We start from the raw sequence: 16,093 nt of genomic DNA on the forward strand, positions 1-16,093 counted from the left end.
CGTGAGCACTCGTCGAGGCTTTGTGCGATGTGACGCGGGGATCGGCCGCAAGCGGCCGATCCATTGCAAAACGCAAATGCTGCGCGGGCGGACGAGAGGCATTGAACCGATCATCTCAGTTCCCCTCGATCTCACGCGGTATCCGGAACCAGGCGACATAGAGCGCCGGCAGGAAGAGGAGGGTCAGTGCCGTGCCCACGACGATACCCCCCATCATCGCATAGGCCATGGGTCCCCAGAATATCTCGTGCGAGATCGGGATCAGCGCCAGGGTCGCGGCTGCGGCGGTGAGCATGATCGGCCGCATGCGGTGTTCGGTCGCCTCCACCACCGCCGTCCAGGGCGACTTTCCCGCGGCCCGCAATTCCTCGATCTCCACGATCAGGATGACGGAGTTGCGGATGAGGATGCCGACCAACGCGAGCACACCCAGGAGGGCGACGAAGCCGAGCGGCGCATTGCTCATGAGCAGCGCTATTACGACGCCGATGAGCGCCAACGGGGCAACCGAGAAGACCAGGAAGAGCCTGTGAAAGCTCTGAAGCTGGATCATCAGGAGGGTCGCCATGATGAGGAACATGGCGGGGGCCACCTTTGCAATGGGACCCATGGACTTGGCGCTTTCCTCGACCGCGCCGCCGACTGCAACGGAATACCCATCCGGCAGGGTCTTTTCAAACGCCGAGACCTTGTCGGCGAGCGCCTTGACGATGGTTGCGGGCTGCGTCGTATCACCGATCCCGGCCTTGATCGTGATGGTCGGGACCCTGTCGCGGCGCCAGATCGTCGGCTGTTCGAGCTCGTAGCGGAACGTTGCGACCGATGACAGGGGAACCGACTGACCGCTGCTGCTCTGCAGTTGCAGGTCGAGCAGCGTGTCGATCGAGCCGCGCTCCTTTTCCGAGGCACGGCCGACCACATCGACCAGATAGATGTCGTCGCGGACCTGCGTTGCGGCATCACCTTGGACGACTGAGTTGAGCGCCATGGCGATGTCCTGAGAAGAGACACCGAGCTGCCGCGCCTTGTCCTGCAGCACGTCGATCTTCACGACGCGTGCCGGTTCATTCCAGTTAAAGGCGAGATTCTTGAGGGAAGGATAGCTACCGATGACGGACCCCAGTTTCTGTGCCAGGTCACGCACCGTCTGGAGGTCCTCGCCGGACACGCGGTATTGAATCGGCTTGCCGACCGGCGGTCCGATTTCCAGCAGCTTCACATAAGCGTCAGTCCCGGGAAAAGTCTTCTGAACGTAAGCTTCCACTTCCTGTTTCAGCTTGTCGCGATCGTCGAGCCCCTTGGCGAGGATAACTGTCTGTCCGAAAGAGACGTCTGCCGGCTGCACGTCGAAGGAAAGGATGAAGCGCGGTGCGCCCCTTCCGACATATGTCGACCAGTGATCGACCGCAGGGTTGCCGGCCAGCATCTCGCGTTCGAACTGCGCCATCTGACGGCTCGTTTCGACAATCGAGCTGTTGTGCGGCAGGTTCCAGTCCACGATCAGTTCGGGCCGGTCGGAGCTTGGAAAGAACTGCTGTTGCACCATCGACAGGCCGGCGATCGAACCAGAAAAGAGAAGGACAGTGGCGATGATCGTCATCCAGCGCCAGCGCAGGCAAAATTGCAGCAGGCGCGAAAACGCCCTCGCGAACCAGCCCTTGTGTTCGCCATGCTTCTTCATCGTCTTCGGTAGGATGGTCACGCCAATGAGCGGTGTGAACAGGACAGCAACGATCCAGGAGACGACGAGCGATACGGATATGACAACGAAAAGGGTGAAGGTGAACTCCCCGGCGCTGCTCTTGTTGAAGGCGACCGGGATGAAGCCCGCGACCGTCACGAGCGTGCCGGTCAGCATCGGGAAGGCCGTGGACGTATAGACGTAGGTGGCGGCCTTCCTGAGACTGTCGCCCATTTCAAGCCGTGCCACCATCATCTCGACTGCGATCATGGCGTCATCGACGAGAAGACCGAGTGCGATGATGAGCGCTCCGAGCGAGATTCGCTGCAGGGAAATGCCTGAATAGAGCATCACCATAAAAGTGATGGCGAGGACCAGCGGGATCGCGATTGCCACGACCAGGCCGGCCCTGAAACCGAGACTGATGAAACTGATCGCGAGCACGATGGCGACCGCCTCGAACAGGGCTTTTGTAAAGCCACCCACCGCCTCGTGAACTACTTTCGGCTGGTCGGATACCTGTTCGACGGAGACGCCGACCGGAAGATCCTGAACGATCCTGGTCATTGTATTTTCCAGCGCTTCGCCGAAGGCAAGCAGGTTGCCCCCCGTCTTCATGCCAATCGCCAGTCCGATTGCCGGCTTTCCCTTGAAGCGGAAGAGCGAAGTCGGCGGGTCGACATAGCCGCGGGTAATTTTGGCAACGTCTGTCAGCGGGAAGAATCGGTCGTTTACCCGTAGGTTGATCCCACGCAAGGTGTCTTCGGAGATGAAGCGCCCTCCGACCCGCAATGCGACCCGTTCCGGTCCTGTCTGGACGAAACCCGACTGGGTGACGGCGTTCTGCGCCTGCAGGGTGGAAATGATGTCGGCGCGGTTAAGGCCGAGGGCCGCGATCTTGCGGGTGGAGAATTCGAGATAGATGACCTCGTCCTGCGCGCCGACGATGTCGACCTTGCCTACGTCGGCAATCTTGAGGATCTGGGTTCGGGCGTCTTCGACGAAGTCGCGCAGCTCCCTGTGACTGAGCCCGTCGCTGGTGAACGCAAAAATATTGCCGTAGACATCCCCAAACTGGTCATCGAAGAACGGACCGACCACGCCCTGGGGGAACTCGTGCTTGATGTCGTCGATCAGGTTGCGCACCCGCGACCAGGTGGGCTTTACATCTTGCGCATTCGTATCCGGCAGCAGATCGACGAAGACGATCGTCTGGCCGGCGGTTGTGGTACTGCGGGTGTGTTCGAGATTATTGAGTTCCTGCAGCTTCTTTTCGATACGGTCTGTAACTTGCTGCGTCACTTCCTGGGCAGAGGCGCCGGGCCATTGTGCCTGGATCACCATCGTCTTGATTGTGAAGGATGGGTCTTCTTCGCGGCCGAGGCCCAGATAGGCAAAGGCTCCCGCCACTGCGAAGATGATCATGAAATACCAGACGAGCGAGCGGTGCTCGAGCGCCCAGTCTGAAAGATTGAATTTGTTCACGGGCGATTATCCTGTTCAGTTCTCACACTCTGCCCCTCGGCAAGTTCATTCACGCCGGCGACGACGACCTCTTCTCCGTCCTTGAGCCCGGAGAGGACCCGGACGGAGCGGATGTCGGTGGAGGGGGTGTCGAGCCGGACGATTCTGAGCGAGACGGCGTGTGTCGCCGGGTCGACCACCCAGACATGGTCGGCGCCGTCCTTCTTGACGACGGCCGTTGCAGGTACGCCGATCGGACGCCCTTGCAGTACGTCCGGCGGCGCCGCGGTCACCACCGATCCAAGCCGGAAGACCTCCGGCGCCTGATCGATAGCGATTTTCAGCCTGTGGGTGCGGGTACCGGCATCGGCCTGTGGACCGATCTCGTGCAAAACGCCCGAGGTTCGCAGCGTATTGTCAAGCTGAAGGGCAACCTCGAACCGGTCCCCCAGACGCAAGGATCGGAAGTACGCGTCTGGAACGTCGACGACCACATCTCGCTGATCGAGGCGTGCGAGTTTCAGGACCGGCTGACCGGCAGTCACCGTCTGTCCGACTTCGGCCCAGGTGGCCGTGACGACACCGTCGAACTCGGCCTTCAACGCGGCATAGCCAAGCTGCTCGCGCGCCTTGTTCAGGCTGGCATTTGCCTTTCCGACACCGGCCCACGCGGATTTCAGCATCTGATCGGCAAGGTCCAAATCGGCAATGCTGCCGGTGCTCGTCGAGGCAAGCCTTCGCTTGCGATCCTGCGTCAACAGGGCGTTCTCAAACTGCGCTTCGGCGTTGCGCAGATCGGCTTGCGCGCTGCGAACAGACAGCTGAAGTGCGATTGGATCGATTTCCGCCACGATATCGCCCGCGCGCACGAGTTCACCGACGCTCACCTTGCGCGATACGACGCGCCCCAACGTCCGGAATGCAAGATCGGTCTCAACCCTTGCTTGGACGATACCAGGGAGATGCACGAGCTCCGCCTGCTCTGCGCTCGCTGCGACGGACTTGACTGGCCGCGGCCTAGTGGTCTCACCAGCGCCGGCATCCTGGTCACAGCCGGCGAGAATCGCGAGTGCTGCAAGGAGTGAATATGAGAGGTGGGGACGGTAGGTGGTCATCTTACTTGCCCTCCCAAGCTACCGGTTGACTTTCCCTGAGGAACTTGCCGCCCTCGGTGACAACAAGGTCTTGCGGGGCGATCCCGCCGGCCACGATCAGATCGCTTTGACGGTACTTGGCGACCGCGATCTTCCGCAGGGACACGGAGCGGGTTGCGGGGTCGATGAGCCACACGGCCGGTTCGCCCATGGCCGAGGCGATAGCGCTCGCAGGCAGGACGATCCCCTTGCGCGAAACAGAACGGAATTCACCGACGACGGGTGTGCCAAGCGGCCATTGCGCATCTTCGCGCAGCGCCACCTTGATGCGGATCGTTCCGGTTCTCGTGTCGATGAATGGAGCGATCTCCCTGACGGTCGCTTGCGTTTCGAGTGCCCGATCCGCGACCGGCGCTACAACGACTTCGCTCAGCGGCCGCCCTTCCATAAAGAACGCCTCGAAGATGCTGAAGACCGCATCTCTTGGCCCGTCATGGGCGAGGGTGAAGGCAGCCTGCGCTGCCGAAACCACCCGACCGACCTCGATTTCGCGTGCGGTGATGATCCCGTCCGCATCAGCCTTCAGCTCAGTGTGGGACAGGGCGTCCTTAGCCGTCGCGAGCGCCGCTTCCGCAGTCTCCAGGGAGGCTTGCGCCGTCCGCAGATCCTTCTCTGCCTGATCGAAGGTTGCCTGCGAGATCGAGCGTGAGTGCAATAGCGCCTTGTACCGTTCAAACGTCAGGTTCCTCTGCTTGAAGACCGCTTGTGCCGACTCGAGCCCGGCTCGGGCGACCTCCACGTCGGCGCGTTGTTCGGCGTCTCCAACGCGGGCGAGGACTTCGCCGGCACGCACATGCGATCCGACATCGACCAGGCGCTCGATCACGCGACCACTGACGCGGAAGGATAGGTCGGACTGGATCCGCGCCTTCACCTCCCCGGTGATCTGGGCGCTCGGCTGATACTCGCTCGCCGACGCACGAACGGCCCGAACCTGCTGCGGCGGCGCCGCTTTTTCGGCTTTGTCTTCGCAGGCGGCGAGATAGGCGCAGGCGAGACCAATTCCAATCAAACGAAAGGGCTGCATGTTTTTCTCCACAGCGGTTTGCAACCAAAAGAGGGATGCGCTAATATCAATGACTAACGGGTTAGTCAATAAAGTTAAGCAAGGCGTGCCGGGCTGGTCGTTGACCAAGCGGCGGGTCCGTGTACCCGGGCTAACCTGCTAGGCTTGTTTGCAACCAAGCGATTCGAACGACCCGTCCAATCCAGCCGGAAATGGAAGTGTGATGACCAAGACCGAAAAGAAGGCCTCGCGGGCGGAACAAAAAGCCAAGCGTCCTCAGGAGATCCTCGAGGCCGCGTTCGAGGAATTCACCGTCAACGGATATGCCGCTACCCGGGTGGAAGACGTTGCCGCCCGCCTCGGGGTGACGAAGGGAACCGTCTATCTCTATTTCCCGACGAAGGATGTTCTCTTCGAGGAAATGTTCCGCCACATGTCGACGCCGTTCGCGCACTTGCTGGCTTCTGTCAGCACACTCGAAGGCTCGGCTGCGGACCGGTTGCGGACCCTCCTGCTCCTGGCATACGAAAAGATCGCCGACGACCGGAAAACAAGAGAACTCCTGCGCTTGTCATTGTCCGAGGGGACGCGCTTCCCCGACATTGTGGACCGACACCACGACGAGTTCATCGCCCCGTTGATCGCTGCCGTCCGTAGCCTCGTCGAGGAAGGCGTAGCATCGGGAGAATTCCGCGAGGGGGCCGCTGCAAGGTTTCCCGACGTCGTCGCAAGTTCGATCCTTCATGTTGCCCTGTGGCGCCTGATGTTTGCGGATCGAAAGCCGATCGATGGACCTGCCTTCATCGAGGCGCATCTCGACCTGGCCCTAAATGGACTCTTGCAGCGTTCATAGGCTGGGTCGCCGATCTCTAACCACTTAAGTCACATGATGTTTCTCCTCCGGAGAGCCGTGCGTTGCAGAAAAGCAATGATGGGGTTTCTTCGCCGTCATCGCGTCAATCCTTATGCAGAAGCGGGGCTAGCCCCTGGCGTTTCGAAACCGAGGAAACTCCCGGTCGCTGGCAATCGTCCTGCCTTCGGTCACTGCCTCGTCGCCATCAGCGCTTGTCAGGCGATGGAGAGACTCCGAATAAATTGCTCGCCTCCGACGACGACGAAAGACGCAACGGCCATCATCAGACCTCGCCGGAAGCGCAGTTGCTTGATGATCCTGACGCGAGATGTCTTGAGCAACTCGGCGCCGAGCACCGTGGTCCAGTCGGACTTCCGGGCGTCTCGCACGAAGTCTTTGAGATCGGCAAATCTGTCGGGTTCGACATAATAGACCCGCTCCTCGGAAGCACCGGAGGTGTTTGCGATCAGGTCCTTCTCTGCGCGAGTTCGGCTCGGATAGAGCACTTGCCCGAACTGCAGGATGGGCAGGATGACAACACCCCAGACCACGGCGAAGAACAGCGGCCCAAGCGGTGCGCGCGTCGGCAGGAGATCACCGAAATGCAGCACCAGATTGAGTGCCAGGATGTAGCCGGCGCCAACGATCTGCGCCTTAGTGTCATAGGAGCGCGCCGTCACTTGCGCCTCCTGCAATGCGGCAAGCAGCATCCTGTCTACATAGTCGCGCTTGTACTCACTCGGTGCGGCGTACATTGGGGCATCCGATCGAAGAGAGCGCTCAAGGAGAGAGGTTGGGGTCTCCGGCATGACTGGATCTCCCTCAGTGCAGCCGTACGAGAGCAGGCGCCGCGCGTGGACGCGGATCTGTCACCGGCTCGCCCGCCGCCCGAAAGTGGTTGACGACGGCACAGGCGACCAACGTCAGCATGGTCGCGACAGTGAGCCCTGGGACTTCGCAAATGCCAGCAAGACAAAGGCTGGCAACACAGACACAAAGAAACTGACCGGACGACGGGCGCATGAAAGCCTCCGCTCGAAAGGTTCGAGGTTGTAAGGGTTTGATGATGAGAAGGCCTACGCATAACCGAACCAAGCCCTCGAGTTGAACAATACGTCAATTCGACATTAACGTCAATATGAGAAACTTGTAAAATGCAGAAGCTCTCTCGCCGCGTCGCTTAGCGCCGGGCATACGGGTGCTTCGATGTTGGTACGTCTCGCGCGCTGGGTTTGCGGGTAGCTTTACGACGGCTGCGGGTGGACGATCTTGCGCGACTACGCGGAGTCGTCGCATCGGGTTAGGAGTGGTAACTGGACATTCTGGTCAATATGACCTACTTGGCTAAATAGTTTTCAGGATGTCTGCACCATGGCCAATATCGATCCGATCCGACGCGCCGAAATCGGACGCGAAAAGCGCGCGAGAACGCGAGCGCAGCTTGTTGCTGCTGCCAATTCGCTGTTTGCTAGACAGGCGGTGGAATCTGTCACAGTGGATGACGTGGTCAAGGAGGCCGGCGTCGCCAAGGGAACCTTCTACGTTCATTTCGACAGCCTGGAGGCAGTGACCGCAGCGGTCGCGGAGGAACTGGTGAAGTCCTTCGACGAACTGCTGCAGCCGGGCCGGGGCTCCCTCACCGACCCTGCTCTAAAGATTGCCTTCGGGTGCTACTCATTCATCGACAAGGCTCTCAAAGACCCTCTATGGGCCAGCGTTGTCGCCAGACTGGCGGCGGCAGCTCCGAAGGGTGGCGAGATTGCCCGCCGCCGCCTCTTCGAAGACCTGCAGCAGTTCTCAAAGGCATTGCCCGACGACGGAGTGTCCGCAGAGCTGAAACTGGAGATTGTCGTTGGAATCATGCTCCAGATCTTGCGCGCGCTCGGCGAAGGAAGGCTGTCTTCGATCGACCGTGACGCTGCCATCAGCGCGATTCTGCGCGCGATCGGCCTCAATGCTGAGGAAGCCAAGTCTGTACTTTTGCGCTTACCAGCCACTCCCACGCAGGACACCACCTCGCGAAGCGCGACGAACTAAACGAATATGCGGTGCGGACCAGAAGTCGCGTTTTCGGCCTGCTTTGCGAGGAGGCAGATCCACTAGGCGGGTGGCATAGGAAATGCTCTATCATGCCGACACGGAAGCTTCTCCGGACCCCTTCAAGAACTCCAGTTCTTGGGTCGGGCACTGCCGATGGCCCGAAGTGCCGCTTCCAGAGCCTGGCTGGACAATTCAGGTGGGGCGACTCGTTCGAGAATGCCACGGGTCACCTGCAGCCAAATTCCAACGAGGATGTCGACAGCCAGTTCCGGGTCCTTCACTGTCATATGCCCTTGAGCAATCGCCTCAGCAATCTCGGTTTTGAGATTGTCGCGAATACTGCGGCCGAACTCGCCCGGGGTTTGTGAGCTCTGAACGACCAACCGCGCCCAGCCAGTGTCTGAAATCGCTTTTTCCAGGGATTGCGTGAAGGCGAAAGACAGGCGGGCGATAGGGTCTCTCATCTCGAGCCGGGCGGGCGCCAGCACGTCGTCGAAACTCCGGCCGAGTTGCACACTTATCGCAGAAACCAACTCCTCGATGTTCTGGAAGTGATAGTAGAAAGTGCCTTTCGCGAGCCCTGCTGCCTCCGCAACAGCATCCACCGTGAGGGCTTGGGCAGGCCCTTGCGCGAGCAACATCGTCCCCGCTTCGACGATTTGCGCGTGCGTCCTCGCCCGCCTTTCGCGCCCGATCTTCGCCCGGCGCTCCAAATTTATCTTTGCCATTCGTCAACCTGCTCCGCAAATCCCGTGGCTCGTTATGATCATATAGTCGTTTTGACTATTACGTTCAATTGAACTTTATCTGGGCTCGCCCACCGGCGAAGCGGTCACAACCCGATCAAGGGATGCCGGCAGGCCAAGCCGTTCTGAAAGAGAACCGCGAAATCGCGGCGGTGCATGCTGCGGAACACCGGCGATATCGCAGCAGAAATGTTCCAATCTCCCCTTAGAGGCGCTCGAAAGCTGGGCGCGACCCAACTCTAGCTCTCAGACGACCAGCGAACTTTCATATTGACTAAATCGTCGCAATGACTTTATAGATCATTTCTGTTGATCGAGATTTCTGTCTCGTTCAGTTCAATCCCTGCTAATTCCATGTATGAGGTTCATCGATGCCATCCCTTCTGCATCTCGATTCCAGCATTCTCGGCGGAAACTCCGTCAGCCGAGCGCTTTCGGCGGCTGTAGTCGCGCGCCTCAAGAATCTCAATCCTGGCGTTGACGTGGTCTATCGCGACCTTGCAGCTCAGCCGATCCCCCACCTTACGGGCAGCTACGTAGCCGTGGTCAGGGGAGGCTTGGAAGCGAGCCATGATGCCGCGCTTCAGGCCGACCTTGCGCTTGGCGAAGCTGTTCTGGAAGAGTTCCTGGCAGCCGACACCGTCGTTCTCGGCGTAGCCCAGTATAATTTCAGCGTGCCCAGCCAACTGAAGGCGTGGATTGATCGAATCGCCGTCCCGGGCAAGACGTTTCGGTACACCGAAAAGGGCCCCGAAGGTTTGGTGGGCAACAAGCGCGTCATCATAGCTTTGGCGCGCGGCGGCTTCTACGGACCGGGCTCTCCAGCAGAGAATTTGGAGCACACGCTGAGCTATCTGAAGAGCGTGCTGGCTTTCATCGGCATTGCCAATCTTGAGGTTATCGCCGCCGATGGGGTCAACGTAAGTTCCGAGCAGCGAACTTCATCGCTGAAGGCGGCAGAGGCAAAGGTCGCCGAGCTAGAGATCGCATAAGCATGTTGTAGAGCCCGGTCGCGCGCGGCTTCGGTAAAAAGCATCGCTTCAGCGTCACCGCGGTCGCCGCTCACTACGGTTTCAGCCATTTCGGGCGCTTCTCGGCCGCCTATCGACTTCAGTTCGGAGAATTGCCGTCAGCCACCGTCACCAAGGCGCGCGGTTACTAGAGAAAATCATATGTTCGGCAGGCTGGCCCGATCCAGCCAAAAGACGACTCTGGCATGGTCGCGGCAAAATGTGAGATCAGGACAAACCCTTTTGCCGTGCCGAACGTCCGGCCCAAGAGGAGAATTGCTTCCGCCATTCGTTTTCCTCGTCCAATTTGGTCGAAGGATCCTAGATATCGGATGAAAGAAAACCGCTGCGCGCATCATCGATCTGGCCGAAGGCGTTTTAAACACCGGCCGTCCACGCTGCATTGCCGAGTTGCCCTGCGTAACGCATCCATCGCTTGAGCGCGGTTAGAATTCATGCAGGTTAGAATTCGATATCCAGATTGGCCTCGTGGTCATCGTGGCCGGGAAGCTCAGGCGGCGGTGGGCCAGGCACCTCGGCCACCATCGCTTCCGTCATGATCATCAGGCCGGCCACGGAGGCGGCACCTTGCAGCGCCGTGCGCACGACTTTGGCCGGATCGACAATGCCCGCCACCAGCAGATCGCGAAACGTTCCGGCTTGGGCATCGTAACCCCAGTCGTAGTCATCCCTCTGGAGAATTCTAGCTGCTACGACCAAGCCATCCTCGCCCGCGTTTGATGCAATCAGTTTCGCTGGCCAGGTTGCGGCTTCCCTGACGATGTTGATGCCGGCCTGCTGGTCGGGGTTCCCAGCCTTCAGCGTCTGGATCGTCTTGCTTGCGCGCAGTAGAGCAACGCCACCGCCCGGCAGGATTCCCTCCTCTACGGCAGCACGGGTGGCATGCATGGCGTTGCGGATACGATCCTTCTTCTCCCTGACCTCCGATTCTGTCGCACCGCCGACTCTGATGACGGCAATCCCGGCGGAGAGCCGCGCCAGTCGCTCCTGGAGCTTTTCCCGATCAAAGTCGGATGGGGACAGGCCGAGCTGGGCCTTGATAGCAGCGATCCGTGCAGCGATTTCCGTGCTTGACCCGCCTCCGTCCGCGATCGCGGTGTTCTGCTTATCGACCGTGATCTTCCGGGCACGGCCGAGGTCGTTGAGCGATATTGTCTCGAGCTTAAGGCCGAGATCCTCGGAGATAACGGTTCCGCCGGTTAGCAGCGCTATGTCCTGCAGGATCGCCTTACGGAGTTCACCATACGCCGGCGCCTTGACGGCAGCCACCTTGAGGCCGCCGCGAAGCCTGTTGACGACCAGCGCAGCCCTGACTTCGGCCTCGATGTCCTCGGCGATGATGAAAAGCGGTTTGTCGGACTGCACGACCTTTTCCAGAAGTGGCAAGATTTCGCTAAGGCTCCCCAGCTTCTTCTCACAAACAAGGACAAGCGCGTCCTCCATCTCCACCCGCATTTTGTTTCGATTGGTGACGAAATAGGGAGAGATGTAGCTGCGGTCGAACTGAATGCCGGTTGTTACTTCAGTTTCGGTTTCGAGCGACCTTCCCTCCTCGATCATGATCACGCCGTCGCTGCCGACCTTCGCCATCGCCGCGGCGATGATCTGGCCGATCTCCCGGTCTCCGTTCGCCGAAATCGTGGCGACCTGCATGATTTCGTTGTTTGAAACAACAGATCTTGCATTCTGCTTCAACGCCGCGCAGACGGCCTCGACCGCACGATCTATCCCGCGCTTCACGTCCATCGGATTCATGCCAGCAGCGACAACCCGGACACCGCCCCTGAGGATTGCGTCGGCGAGCACTACCGCCGTCGTCGTGCCGTCGCCGGCCTGATAGGAGGTATTGATGGCAACCTCCCTGAGCAACTGAACGCCCATGTCCTCGAACTTGTCCTCGAGTTCGATCTCTCTCGCAACTGTCACACCGTCCTTGGTGATCTTCGTGCCGAAGGAGCGATTGATGGCAACATTTCGACCCCGCGGCCCAAGCGTAACCGCGACGGCACGGGCAAGCGTATCGATGCCATGCAGCATGCTGTCGCGCGCCTGGAAGGCGAGCTTGATCTCCTTGGCCGTCATATCTCCCTCCCTTTATCGGTCGCGCATCTGAGCAGATGAACAAGGACGCGATGACCCTTGTAGTGGAGCTGTCCATTTAAGACTTTGTGCGATAGTCCCTGCTTTCTACCGCGCTTGCGGCATGGTCCCCCGGCAGGCCAAGTTCGTGCCAAACGTCGCTGAGCGCCGCCACCAGTTGCCCGATCATGATGTCGTCGTGGCATGGAGAGGGCGTGATACGCAGCCGCTCGGTTCCCCTCGCCACAGTTGGAAAGTTGATCGGCTGGATATAGATGCCGAGGTCGGCGAGCAGCATGTCGCTCGCCGCCTTGCATTTCGCCGGATCGCCGATCCACACCGGAACGATATGGCTGTCGCTGGTCATGGCTGGCAGCGTCGCCGCAGTTAGCTCCGCCTTCACCCGCTGGACACGGTCCTGATGAGCTTGGCGTTCAGCCTGCGACACCTTCAAATGGCGGATCGCGGCGGTGGCCGCGGCACAGATCGGTGGCGGCAACGCATGCCAGATTGCGCGGGGAAAGCAACCGGCGATCCGTTCGAGGTCCGCGAACACCCGATAGCGCTGCTCGGTATGGAGTTGCGCTATCGCATCGGCACAGAACCGATCGTAACGCACCGTCCCTGACATTTCGGAATGCGACAACCGCTCCGGCATGGCCTTCCCTGTCTCCGCGTTGCATCCGTTTCGACGTAGCTTTACTGACCGGCCTTTCTCATCAGCCGCCGCAGCGTGTCGGCTATGGTGTCAGCGGGCGTTCCGGCCTTCAGTCCGCGCACAAAGCTGCCTTGCGGGTCCATGACGTAAATGTACGTGCTGTGATCGACGACATAGTCGTCTGGGCTCGTTGCCGATGCGTGCCGTTCGCTGTAGGCGCCATATTCCTCCGATACGGCGGCGATCTGTCGCTGGCTCCCGCTCAATCCTACGATACGCGGGTCGATCGCGCCGGTATATTGCCCCAGCACATCGGGTGTATCGCGTTCGGGATCGACGGTGATGAAGACCGGCTGCACTTTCGCCGCGTCGGGCCCAAGCCTCTCGAGGGCTAGTGCAATCTCGCTCAGTGTCGTGGGGCAGATGGTGGGACAAAAGGTGTAACCGAAGAAGACCAGCATCCATTTTCCACGGAAGCTTGCATCAGTTACCGTCGATCCGTCCGGTGCGATCAGGCTAAACGGTCCGCCGATCGTCGCCGGCGAGGCGGCGAAAACAGGCACAGTGATGATGTATGCCGCGGCTGAGAGGAAGCCATAGAGGATCGTGCGGTGAAAAACCGAAGCATAACGTCGATCATTCCGCCCTTCCACGTGCCTCCCTCCTCGCGAGCCGATGTTTTCGCCGCACGCCGTCGGCAGCGATTCAAACGGATGCCTGGTGAGACTGGCGGGCTGGTCAGAAGAACCGATTTGCAAGTGGATGCGAGGTCTGGTGCGGTCGGGTCATTTTCCTGCTGGCGTGTTGCACTCTTCGCCAGCCCTACCGAAGTCGCGATTTCGTCTTGATATTAGAATCATTATGAACGAAAATGCAACCTTTCCCTTAGGGATGGAGGCTTGCTGTGGGTAGGCACTACTTCTCTGAGTTTCTCGTAGCCGCTGCAGTGATGACTATGGCACCCCCCGCGCTGGCCTATGAGGTAAGCGCCGTAACCGGAGGTGGGTCCATCGAAGGCGTTATCGTCTATCGTGGCAACGTCCCGACGCAGAAGATCATACCGACCAAGGATGTCGAGGTTTGCGGGGATCCGCGGGAAGAGCCGCTGATCCGCGTTGGAGCAAACCAGGCTGTCGAAAGCGCAGTCGTGTACCTGGTCGAGGTGGCCTCCGGCAAGGATTGGCCGGCGGCCGGAAAGACACCTGAGCTCGACAATGAGAAATGCCGCTTCGAACCGGAAGTGCAAGTGATTGCCGCCGGACCGCTCGACGTGGTCAATTCGGACCCGGTGCTTCACAATACGCATGGCTACTACGGCAAGCGCACGACCTTCAACCTGGCTCTGCCGAACAAGGGCCAGCGCATCCCGGTTGAATTGCCCCGCCCGGGCGCGGTTCGCATCGACTGCGACGCACATGGTTGGATGGAAGGCTGGATCTACGTGGTGGACAATCCCTACTACGCGGTTACCGGGGCCGACGGGAAATTCTCGATCACGGATGTGCCCCCGGGCGAGTATAAACTTGTAGCGGTTCAGCCCTTCATCGGGCCGATGGAAATACCCGTGAGCGTTGAGGGCGGAAAGGCCACGACGCTCGATATCGAGCTCAAGAAGAAGTAGTGCGAAGTAAAGCACGGTAAAAACAAGAAAAGTAACGACGTGGCTTCAAGCCATGTCTGCCTCTGTAGGGCCGAGTTCTTCTGTCGGCCTCAAAGGAGGAAACGTCATGTCTGACGAACTTGATCGCATTCGTCGCGAAATGCATTCCGTATTACAACCCGAAGGGGTTCGACCCGACGACTCGCTGAAAATCACCCGCCGCACGTTCATTCACGGGTCACTGATATTCGGCGCCGCAACCGTCGGCCAGGCCTTCGCGTGGTGGCCGCTGCTCAACACGCTTGACATCGCACATGCGGCCGAAACGCCCTTCAAGTTTGCCTGGATCTCGGACACCCATCTCTATCCACGATCCCTGAACACGCGCTTCGTCGACAAGGTCGTGCGTGCGGCGCAGGAAGTCCAGGCGATGGATCCGCCCGCCGACTTTCTGATCTTCGGTGGTGACCTCGCGCAGCTCGGGAAGATCGAGGAGCTTGAACTCGGCGTCGACCTGCTGAAAGAGATCAAGATCCCGAAACACTACATCCCGGGCGAGCACGATTGGTACCTCGACATGGGCAAGAAATGGGGCGAGCTGTTTGGCCAACCCAACTGGTCCTTCGACCACAAGGGGGTCCGCTTTATCGGCCTCGACACTGTCAGTCGAGGACCGGACTATTGGACTGCCAGGAACATGACTCCCGACGAGCGCATGGGCCATATGGCAACGCTCGACGGCACAGTCGCCGGGCCATGGGCCGGCGTTGGCCGGGACCAGCTCGACTGGATGGAAAAGACATTGGCCGACTGGGACAAGGCGCGGCCGGTGGTCATCTTTAGCCACAATCCCCTCTACGAATATTATCCGCCCTGGAATTTCTGGGTTCGTGACTGGCGCGAAGTGCACGAAGTGCTGAAGCCGTTCAACAAGGTTACCAACATTCACGGCCATGTGCACCAGGTCCTCTACAACGAGATCGGCACGTTGCGGTCGATCGGGATGCTGGCAACGTCGTGGCCTTGGCCCTATGCGCCGGAAGGCTTGCCGAAACTTACCAAGCCAATGATCCGCGTCGATCCCGGCGATCCTTTTGACGGTGTCGGCTGGAGCAAGATCGACGTGGCGGTCACCGACGAGGTGGAAACGGAATATGTGATGTGGGGCCGTAAGGAAGTCTTCGTGCAATCGCCTGAAGACCACGACAAGCATGTCTCGGAGGTGATCCGGCCAAGGATTGCCGACAATATGTGGCCCTATTAGCGGAGGAACGGTTATGACAACCCTGAAGTTCCGCTGGTCACTGCGGCGTGTCCCCCTGATCGGGGGTATTGCCGTAGCCGCCATTTTGGCGGGACCGACCAACGCTCACAAGGATCCAGTAAAGCCCGAACAATTGAAGGCGTACCAGGAGGTTTTCATGGAAGAGGTCCGCAAGGGCGACCTCCTCTTCCATGGCGATGCCGCAACCGCCGAGACGATGGGCGTCGGCGACGACCTGTCAAAAACCGGCATGGCCTGCGCGATGTGTCATCCGATGGCGTCGGACACCCACCCGCAATCCTTCCCGAAGTTCCAGGCGCAGATGGCCAAGTTCGCAACCCTGCGCGACATGATCAACTGGTGCATCGAGAAGCCGAACCAAGGCGTGAAGATCGATCCGGAATCCGACGCGATGAAGGCGCTCGAAGCCTATATAACCTGGTCAAACACCGGTTCGGTGTTGCAGCCAGGGAAGTTCTAGGGGCACGTGACTGGCTTGAACAACTGCGGCGAACCG

The 16,093-nt window shown here is 59.7% G+C and carries 13 protein-coding genes and 1 pseudogene; 6 read left to right on the plus strand and 8 right to left on the minus strand.

Annotated elements, in window-relative coordinates; genetic code table 11:
* Nucleotides 1-115: 115 nt before the first annotated feature.
* The 3 genes from ABIE33_RS16955 to ABIE33_RS16965 are packed head-to-tail and all read right to left on the minus strand — an operon-like array spanning nucleotide 116 to nucleotide 5,326.
* Entirely contained in the window at nucleotides 116-3,166 is a 3,051-nt protein-coding gene (locus ABIE33_RS16955; protein WP_429127022.1) for an efflux RND transporter permease subunit, read from the minus strand.
* Complete coding sequence (locus tag ABIE33_RS16960; RefSeq protein ID WP_429127025.1) at nucleotides 3,163-4,260, minus strand: efflux RND transporter periplasmic adaptor subunit; 1,098 nt, start codon at nucleotides 4,258-4,260, stop codon at nucleotides 3,163-3,165. The genes ABIE33_RS16955 and ABIE33_RS16960 overlap by 4 nt, the downstream gene beginning before the upstream one ends.
* Before the next feature lies 1 nt (nucleotide 4,261).
* Complete coding sequence (locus ABIE33_RS16965; protein ID WP_429127466.1) at nucleotides 4,262-5,326, minus strand: efflux RND transporter periplasmic adaptor subunit; 1,065 nt, start codon at nucleotides 5,324-5,326, stop codon at nucleotides 4,262-4,264.
* Between the two features lie 202 nt (nucleotides 5,327-5,528).
* Between ABIE33_RS16965 and ABIE33_RS16970 the strand changes: the two genes are divergently transcribed.
* Nucleotides 5,529-6,158 carry a TetR/AcrR family transcriptional regulator gene (locus tag ABIE33_RS16970; RefSeq protein WP_429127028.1) on the plus strand — a complete coding sequence of 210 codons (630 nt, stop codon included), beginning with the start codon at nucleotides 5,529-5,531 and terminating at the stop codon, nucleotides 6,156-6,158.
* Between the two features lie 215 nt (nucleotides 6,159-6,373).
* Here the strand turns inward: ABIE33_RS16970 and ABIE33_RS16975 are convergent, their stop codons facing one another.
* Nucleotides 6,374-6,913 (minus strand): hypothetical protein, encoded by a 540-nt coding sequence (locus tag ABIE33_RS16975; RefSeq protein WP_429127031.1) that lies wholly within the window; start codon nucleotides 6,911-6,913, stop codon nucleotides 6,374-6,376.
* 616 nt (nucleotides 6,914-7,529) lie between these two features.
* Here ABIE33_RS16975 and ABIE33_RS16980 point away from each other — a divergent pair.
* Nucleotides 7,530-8,195 carry a TetR/AcrR family transcriptional regulator gene (locus ABIE33_RS16980; RefSeq protein WP_429127034.1) on the plus strand — a complete coding sequence of 222 codons (666 nt, stop codon included), beginning with the start codon at nucleotides 7,530-7,532 and terminating at the stop codon, nucleotides 8,193-8,195.
* Nucleotides 8,196-8,317: 122 nt separating this feature from the next.
* Here the strand turns inward: ABIE33_RS16980 and ABIE33_RS16985 are convergent, their stop codons facing one another.
* Entirely contained in the window at nucleotides 8,318-8,926 is a 609-nt protein-coding gene (locus tag ABIE33_RS16985; protein ID WP_429127037.1) for a TetR/AcrR family transcriptional regulator, read from the minus strand.
* 389 nt (nucleotides 8,927-9,315) lie between these two features.
* On the opposite strand from ABIE33_RS16985, the gene ABIE33_RS16990 reads away from it, so the two are divergent.
* Nucleotides 9,316-9,936, plus strand: coding sequence for an FMN-dependent NADH-azoreductase (locus ABIE33_RS16990; RefSeq protein ID WP_429127040.1), 621 nt, complete (start codon nucleotides 9,316-9,318; stop codon nucleotides 9,934-9,936).
* Nucleotides 9,937-10,416: 480 nt separating this feature from the next.
* Here ABIE33_RS16990 and groL read toward each other — a convergent pair whose 3' ends face one another.
* The 3 genes and pseudogenes from groL to ABIE33_RS17005 all read right to left on the minus strand — a co-directional run bounded on the left by groL (nucleotide 10,417) and on the right by ABIE33_RS17005 (nucleotide 13,365).
* Nucleotides 10,417-12,057 carry a chaperonin GroEL gene (gene groL / locus ABIE33_RS16995; protein ID WP_429127042.1) on the minus strand — a complete coding sequence of 547 codons (1,641 nt, stop codon included), beginning with the start codon at nucleotides 12,055-12,057 and terminating at the stop codon, nucleotides 10,417-10,419.
* A gap of 76 nt (nucleotides 12,058-12,133) precedes the next feature.
* Nucleotides 12,134-12,556, minus strand: a pseudogene (locus tag ABIE33_RS17000) (aminotransferase class I/II-fold pyridoxal phosphate-dependent enzyme); the annotation flags it as partial.
* A gap of 197 nt (nucleotides 12,557-12,753) precedes the next feature.
* A complete protein-coding gene (locus ABIE33_RS17005) occupies nucleotides 12,754-13,365 on the minus strand; it encodes an SCO family protein (protein WP_429127044.1) in 612 nt (203 codons plus the stop codon).
* Nucleotides 13,366-13,661: 296 nt separating this feature from the next.
* On the opposite strand from ABIE33_RS17005, the gene ABIE33_RS17010 reads away from it, so the two are divergent.
* The 3 genes from ABIE33_RS17010 to ABIE33_RS17020 all read left to right on the plus strand — a co-directional run bounded on the left by ABIE33_RS17010 (nucleotide 13,662) and on the right by ABIE33_RS17020 (nucleotide 16,057).
* Nucleotides 13,662-14,333, plus strand: a complete 672-nt coding sequence (locus ABIE33_RS17010) for a carboxypeptidase regulatory-like domain-containing protein (RefSeq protein ID WP_429127046.1) — start codon at nucleotides 13,662-13,664, stop codon at nucleotides 14,331-14,333.
* Between the two features lie 106 nt (nucleotides 14,334-14,439).
* Complete coding sequence (locus tag ABIE33_RS17015; protein WP_429127049.1) at nucleotides 14,440-15,576, plus strand: metallophosphoesterase family protein; 1,137 nt, start codon at nucleotides 14,440-14,442, stop codon at nucleotides 15,574-15,576.
* A gap of 13 nt (nucleotides 15,577-15,589) precedes the next feature.
* Nucleotides 15,590-16,057, plus strand: coding sequence for a c-type cytochrome (locus ABIE33_RS17020; protein ID WP_429127052.1), 468 nt, complete (start codon nucleotides 15,590-15,592; stop codon nucleotides 16,055-16,057).
* The last annotated feature ends 36 nt before the right edge of the window (nucleotides 16,058-16,093 follow it).

It is taken from the genome of Ensifer sp. 4252 (assembly GCF_050434565.1).
In the GTDB taxonomy this organism is placed as follows: Bacteria; Pseudomonadota; Alphaproteobacteria; order Rhizobiales; family Rhizobiaceae; genus Ensifer.